Annotated in this window: 5 protein-coding genes; 1 reads left to right on the top strand and 4 read right to left on the bottom strand. The window is 43.6% G+C overall.

Going from position 1 to position 5,872, the window contains the following annotated elements; translation table 11 throughout:
- The 4 genes from VB740_RS10060 to VB740_RS10045 all read right to left on the bottom strand — a co-directional run.
- Positions 1–2,912, bottom strand: a 2,912-nt coding sequence (locus tag VB740_RS10060; protein WP_323199883.1) for a CHAT domain-containing protein, incomplete at its 3' end; no start/stop codon positions are given.
- Between the two features lie 58 nt (positions 2,913–2,970).
- Entirely contained in the window at positions 2,971–3,990 is a 1,020-nt protein-coding gene (locus VB740_RS10055) for an aldo/keto reductase (RefSeq protein ID WP_323199882.1), read from the bottom strand.
- A gap of 121 nt (positions 3,991–4,111) precedes the next feature.
- A complete protein-coding gene (gene petJ, locus VB740_RS10050; RefSeq protein WP_323199881.1) occupies positions 4,112–4,447 on the bottom strand; it encodes a cytochrome c6 PetJ in 336 nt (111 codons plus the stop codon).
- 55 nt (positions 4,448–4,502) lie between these two features.
- The gene (locus VB740_RS10045; RefSeq protein WP_251955759.1) at positions 4,503–4,727 is read right to left on the bottom strand and encodes a hypothetical protein; all 225 of its coding nucleotides are present in this window, start codon (positions 4,725–4,727) and stop codon (positions 4,503–4,505) included.
- A 191-nt stretch (positions 4,728–4,918) separates the two neighbouring features.
- On the opposite strand from VB740_RS10045, the gene VB740_RS10040 reads away from it, so the two are divergent.
- Positions 4,919–5,719: a histidine kinase gene (locus tag VB740_RS10040; RefSeq protein ID WP_323199880.1), complete on the top strand. Its 801-nt coding sequence runs from the start codon at positions 4,919–4,921 to the stop codon at positions 5,717–5,719.
- Positions 5,720–5,872 lie beyond the last annotated feature (153 nt).

Below are 5,872 nucleotides of genomic sequence, written 5' to 3'. Positions count from 1 at the left end.
TTACCTTTGATATCGCCAATCTGCTCAAATATTTCCAAGGATTGCTCCCAGAGTGTGATCGCTTTTGGGATGTCTCCTTGTTGGGCGAATACCCTTGCCATGTTGTTGAGGCTAGGGGCTTTACCTTTGATATTGCCAATCTGCTCAGATATTTCCAAGGATTGCTCCCACAGTGCGATCGCTCTAGGTATGTTCCCTTGTTCGGCGATTAGCTGTCCTATGTTGTCCAGGGTAGCGGCTTTACCTTTGATATCGCCAATCTGCTCAAATATTTCCAAGGATTGTTCCCAGAGTGCGATCGCTCTAGGTATGTCCCCTTGGTCGGCGATTACCTCTGCCATGTTGGCCAGGGTAGTGGCTTTTTCTTGCAATTTCTCTTCGGGGCAAAGGTCTAAAGCTTGCTGATAATGAATAACAGCCTCTTGTACAAAACCCAAAAATCTTTCAGCAAGGGCGATGCTTCCCAAGATGCGGTAATCCTGAAAAAATGCCAGAACTTGCTTACATAACTCCAAAGCTTCCACAAAGCGGGAATTGTTCACCCAATTGGTTGCAATCATATCTCCAACGCTGACAGCAATCTTCTGCTCATTTGCCAGCAGTCCCAACCGCACAATTTCCAGTCCTTCTGCTTCCGCGCGGTTGTGATTCTCTTCCCACCAAACTTGATGGATTTCCCTCACCGCTTGCTGTCGCGTTGCTTGCCATTCTTCCTGAATCAACACTCTTTCTAGCAACGATTCTAAAATTGTCGTCACCCGATAATTAGCTGGCTGGGTGGGGTGAGTGGTAGCAGACTCAACTAAGCTGAGACTGACAAGCTTTTGCAGAGAAGCAACAGAGGGGGAGATGGCGTTAATGATTTCAACAGTAACGGGCAAATTAAACACACTCAACCGTGCGAGAAACTTTTGTTCTTCCGGTTCCAAGGCATCCAGCAGAGTTTGTGCCAAGATATTTTCGCGGAATTTCTGCTCAGTCGCCTCCAGCCGATTCAATAATTCATCCGCCGCTATTCCTGGTTGCTGAATCACCTCTAACAGCCACTTCAGCAACCGGGGATTACCATCGGCAATGTAGATAATCCTTTGAGTTTTTAACTGTTCCCTAACTTCCTTATCTAAGGGAAAGCAGATTTTATCAATATCACTGCGGCTCATCTGTTCCAGGCGTTCCAGGTGTAGGCGATGAGGTGGTAAGGTGTCTGCATTCAAATAGCGACAGGTGACAATCAGCCGACTCTCTGCCCTGTTGTCTGCCAATGCCGCACAAATCGCCTCTAAAATTTCATAAGCTTCTGCCGTCATCCGCAATGAGCCATTTTCAATATTATCTGTGGGGATATTTTGCTCAAAGTCATCCAGCACCAGCAGCAAGGGTTGGTTATGAACATTTTCAATCGCTGTAAAAAAGTTTTGCAACCGTCCTTTAAGAGACACCTTTGGTTCGTTCAGCAGTTGGGGAACATCTGCAAACCTCTCAAACTTATTAGAAAGCTTAGTCAGCAAACCTATCTCATCCAAAGGCCCAATCAACACAACTCGCGCAAAGTTAGAACGCTGCATCTGCACCCGCGTACATAACCGCGCCGCCAGAGTACTTTTGCCCAGTCCACCCATACCGGCAATAAACACGCCGATTTGGTCGCTAGTTTCCTGCAAAGCCTTAAGACAGCGTTGCAAAGGTCGTCTGCGTCCGACAAATTCAAACCGACTGGCAACTTTAACTTGATTATTCTCATCCAGAAATTCTTGCTCTGGCGCTGTAAACGTCAGCCTTTCACGATTTCTTGTTCTCAGGGCTGTCACTAGTTGGTTAATGGGGCGCGTATCCCGATACATCCGCAATAGATGCCAGTCGGTACATTCTTCGTCAATCATCTCCTGCTGCGCCGCTTTGACCGCTTCTTCAACAGTTGCCCCTGTCGCCAAAGCTTGATAAAGTGCCTGTGCCGCTACAATACCCGTGCGGTCATACACCGGACGCGCCCAGCCTAAAACTATACCTGCCCCCGCCTTTACCAACGCTTGCGCCATCGAGGGTACTGTCCCCTTGTTAGCAACCTGTCCTGTATGACAACCAGAGAGAAAAATTACACGCGGCCAGCGTCCGCGAAAGGCTTTAGCTAAATCATTGACGGTAGTAAGCTGCATATTCCCCACCTCATCTTCAGTGATGAAGCAGGGGGTATTGTCTGGTAATGTTCTACCTGTTGGCAGCAAATAGCCGTAATCTTTTTTGGTATAAATTATCCCGTGTCCCGTGAGGTGAAAGACATCAAAATAGTCTTCTGTGTAGGATTTCACCAAATTAGCTAACTCTGCAACCGAGCCGCTTTCTTCGACAATCAACGCCAAAGGCTGATCCTTAGTTGCTTGCAAAATGTTCGCTTCTTCCTGCTCAAACCCCAGTGGTGGAACTCTCGGATCTTCAGGAGAAGTTGCCATAAACAGCAACCGCAAGGGGCGATTTTGTACGCCAATCACTTGAGTTTGACGCTGCTGCACACAACGCACTAGCAAAACGGAAATATCCTCGCGTTCTAGTAAAAACCCTCCAACAGCGTGTAGCAACTCCCAAGGCAAATGTCCCAATCCCAAGGCTACCCGTTCTGTTTCGGGATTCAACCCCTGTGCTTCGCTGGTTTGAATCAAATCTAGAAGAATCGTTTGCTCATCCGCCTCATTCAGCGCCCTTCTCAACCATCCCTCATTCCCATCCAGCCATTGATAAAGTCGCCGTCCCAACTGTTCGAGATCGTGTAAGTTATCTGTTCGTCGAGGATAATAATTTTGCTCGCACAAATCAATCAGCGCTGCTAACTCCGTTTTATCCAGGCGACGCGAGCCATAATTACAGCGCAGTTCAAAAGTCTGCTGTTGACTGAGGGCGAAGGTGAAGTTTAGGGGCATGGCTGACAGCAGTAGTTTCCACAGTAACCTTCACCGTATTATCACCTTTTTCCTGAAATTATCGCCGATATTCGTCGCCGCAATCGCCGATTAGCTGGTACAAATCGCGTGATTGGCGAGATACTGCACTGATGCGATCGCGATCGTCTGTATCTAAACTAAAACTAAATACTTTGGCGTTATCTTCTATATGTTCAGATACTCCAAGTCTGGCACCAACTATTACACCGCCCACAGTTGGCTGATCTAAAATGTAACGCACTGCCACATTAGAAATGCTTACGCCATGCTTATTAGCAATTTCCTTCAGAATAGCCAGCAACTCTTGAAATAATTGCCAACCACCCCAAGCATCAATCATATTTTTATATTTTTTCAAACTAGCAGTGGAGAGATCAACTCCTCGCGGTTCCGGTTTACCCAAATAGTTTTCTGATAATAAACCGCCGCACAGTGTACCGTAAGTAAAAAGCTTTATGTCATGCTGTTGACAAAACTCCACCATATTAACTTCGGGACGGCGATCAACCAGAGAAAATTGCACTTGGTTAGAAACAATCTTGATGCCTGCTTCAGTAATAATCTTTAAGTTTTCCGTGTCAAAATTAGTTAAACCTAAATGCTTAATTTTACCCTCAGTCTGAAGTTCTGCCATATATTTGAGGGCATCCAGATAATTTTTATCCTGATATTCCCACCAGTGGAATTGCATCAAATCTAACGATTGCACATTCATTCTTCTTAGGGAAATATCAATATTTTCCTCGACGAGTTTTTTCGTCATTTTGCCTGGACGAGGTACCCACTTTGTAAAGGCTTGCACTTGAGATAAAGCATCTTTCCCACGAGTATCAATTAGTTGACAGCGAAACTCACCAATAAAGTCTTCTGCGGGGCCATAGTGATCTGCTAAATCCCAAGTGGTAAAACCTGCATCTAAGTATTTGAACATAGTCTCAATGGCGGCTTGGGGATTGATCTGTCCATGTGCGCCGGAGACTTGCCACATCCCATTCAATATGCGGCAGATGTTCAAATCAGGAGTGAATTGGAGACGGCTAGCTGCGGGTAAGTTCATTTTCAAGTTAGGAGTGAAAAGTTAGCAATGCGAAGACTTAACAATTACTAATAGATAAATCATAACTGATAATTCCTAATTCCTAACTTCTAACAGACCCGATTAATCGCGTCTCTACTTTTTAACGCCAGCCTTTTTCAGCTTGTTCGATAACGTAAGCAGCAACGTCTTGAATTTGCTGTTCAGTGAGACGATCTTTGTAAGCTGACATATTATTTTTACCATTGGTAACTATAGATGTAACTGCCTCTATTGAATCCATACCATACTTTTTCAAGGCTTGCTTTTTGAGATTTTTCCCTCGGCGAATTATGTTGCTGCCGTTAATATGACAACCAGCACAATGAACACTAAATATTTGTTCACCGTTAACTGTGTCTGCTGCACTAGCAGGCAAGGTAAAAGTACTGATTAATAACAAAAACGTTACTAATACTAATTTAAGTAACTTCTTCAATTAACTTCTCCCGATTTTGTCATACTAGTTACAGGCATAAGTATTAGAAACAATACTATAAGGATTCAAAGTCTGTTGTAAATCCGGCAAAATTTGCACAATCTTCTTGAAAAGCTTCTGCATCACTAACATCCTCAATTTTATAGGACATGATGCGTGTACCATCTGGCATTTTTTTGGAACCAATTAATTCACCTTGATATTTTGCTGCGATCGCTTTAAAATCAACACCATAGATTTTCCAGGCATCACCCGAACAAGTAATATTTACTCGCCACATATTTTACTCCCAATTACTATCACTAAACATTCATCATCTCACAAATGGGCAACATGCCACACATCACCTCTTTGGGGCTGGAATTTTCTATCTAAAGGATGTACCAAGCCTGATCGGGCTACGCCATAATATGGATGTAGGAATATTTCTAGAAAATATTATCCCAATTAGTTAAATTCTACGAGTTGAAAATGCCTAACAATATAAAGCAACAAATTCAAGCAGACCTGCAACAAGCTAAAGAAACGGGACAGTTAAGAACTGAGCGGATTCGAGAAATTGTAAAATCAGCAGTTTCTCAAGTAGCTTCTGAGTTTAAACAAGGTTCTAGTGAAGTTCGTGGCATTGTGAAAGATGCTGTTTCTGCTGTAATTGATAACTTTCAAGAAAAAGGTAGCGAACTCAAAGATGAAGTGACAGCTTCTATTGAAGGAGCGCTGGAAGGGATTAATAGCAAAAGACACGAAAGTATTGCTCAAACTCAGACAGATATAAAGAGGCTACAGGCTCAACTGGATGGTGAAGAAGAACAACTCCAGCAAGAGGTTGATGTAATTTTGGCAGAGATTGAAGAAACGGGTAGGGAAAAACCAGCTAGTACCAAAACTGCAATTGATTCTGCTGTCAATGCTATTAAAGATAGTGAAGAAGTAGGATTGTTAAAGAAACGTTACGCACAACTGCAAGCGCAGCTAGCCATTGTGAGAGCTAATATGGCTGCACGCTATGGCGGACGTAATATGGAGGTTCAAGATTATCTAGACGAGGCTAAACACTGGTACGATAAGGCTCGTCCTCAAGCAGAATCTATGGCTGTACAGGTAGGAGAGAAGCGATCGCAGCTAGAAGATAAACTGGGTGAAGCTGGTACATCTCTAGCAAGAAAAGAACACCAAATCAAACAAACCTTGAGGGAGTTACTCTTAACGGCGGCTGACTTGTTCAAAGATAAAGAACCTGCTGATAAAGAGCGGGAGACTATTCATAAATAGATTGCTTTGATGTTGAGTTAGCTCAATAAATTTTAAATAGGGTGCGTTAGGCTAAAGCTTAACGCACCTTCTTATATAGGGATGCATTAGGCATTGTTCAGAAATTAATTATGCGTTACCTGAAACCCTTGTAGAGACGTTGCATTGCAACGT

Source organism: Nostoc sp. UHCC 0251 (assembly GCF_034932245.1).
Classification (GTDB): Bacteria; Cyanobacteriota; Cyanobacteriia; order Cyanobacteriales; family Nostocaceae; genus Nostoc.
The sequence above is the reverse complement of the archived record's forward strand: the minus strand, read 5'-3'. Positions and strand labels throughout refer to the sequence as shown.

Excerpts from the sequence above, each read along its gene's own strand:
- VB740_RS10055 (WP_323199882.1), bottom strand. The coding sequence starts at position 3,990 with ATGAACTTACCCGCAGCTAGCCGTCTCCAATTCACTCCTGATTTGAAC.
- VB740_RS10045 (WP_251955759.1), bottom strand. The coding sequence starts at position 4,727 with ATGTGGCGAGTAAATATTACTTGTTCGGGTGATGCCTGGAAAATCTAT.
- VB740_RS10040 (WP_323199880.1), top strand. The coding sequence starts at position 4,919 with ATGCCTAACAATATAAAGCAACAAATTCAAGCAGACCTGCAACAAGCT.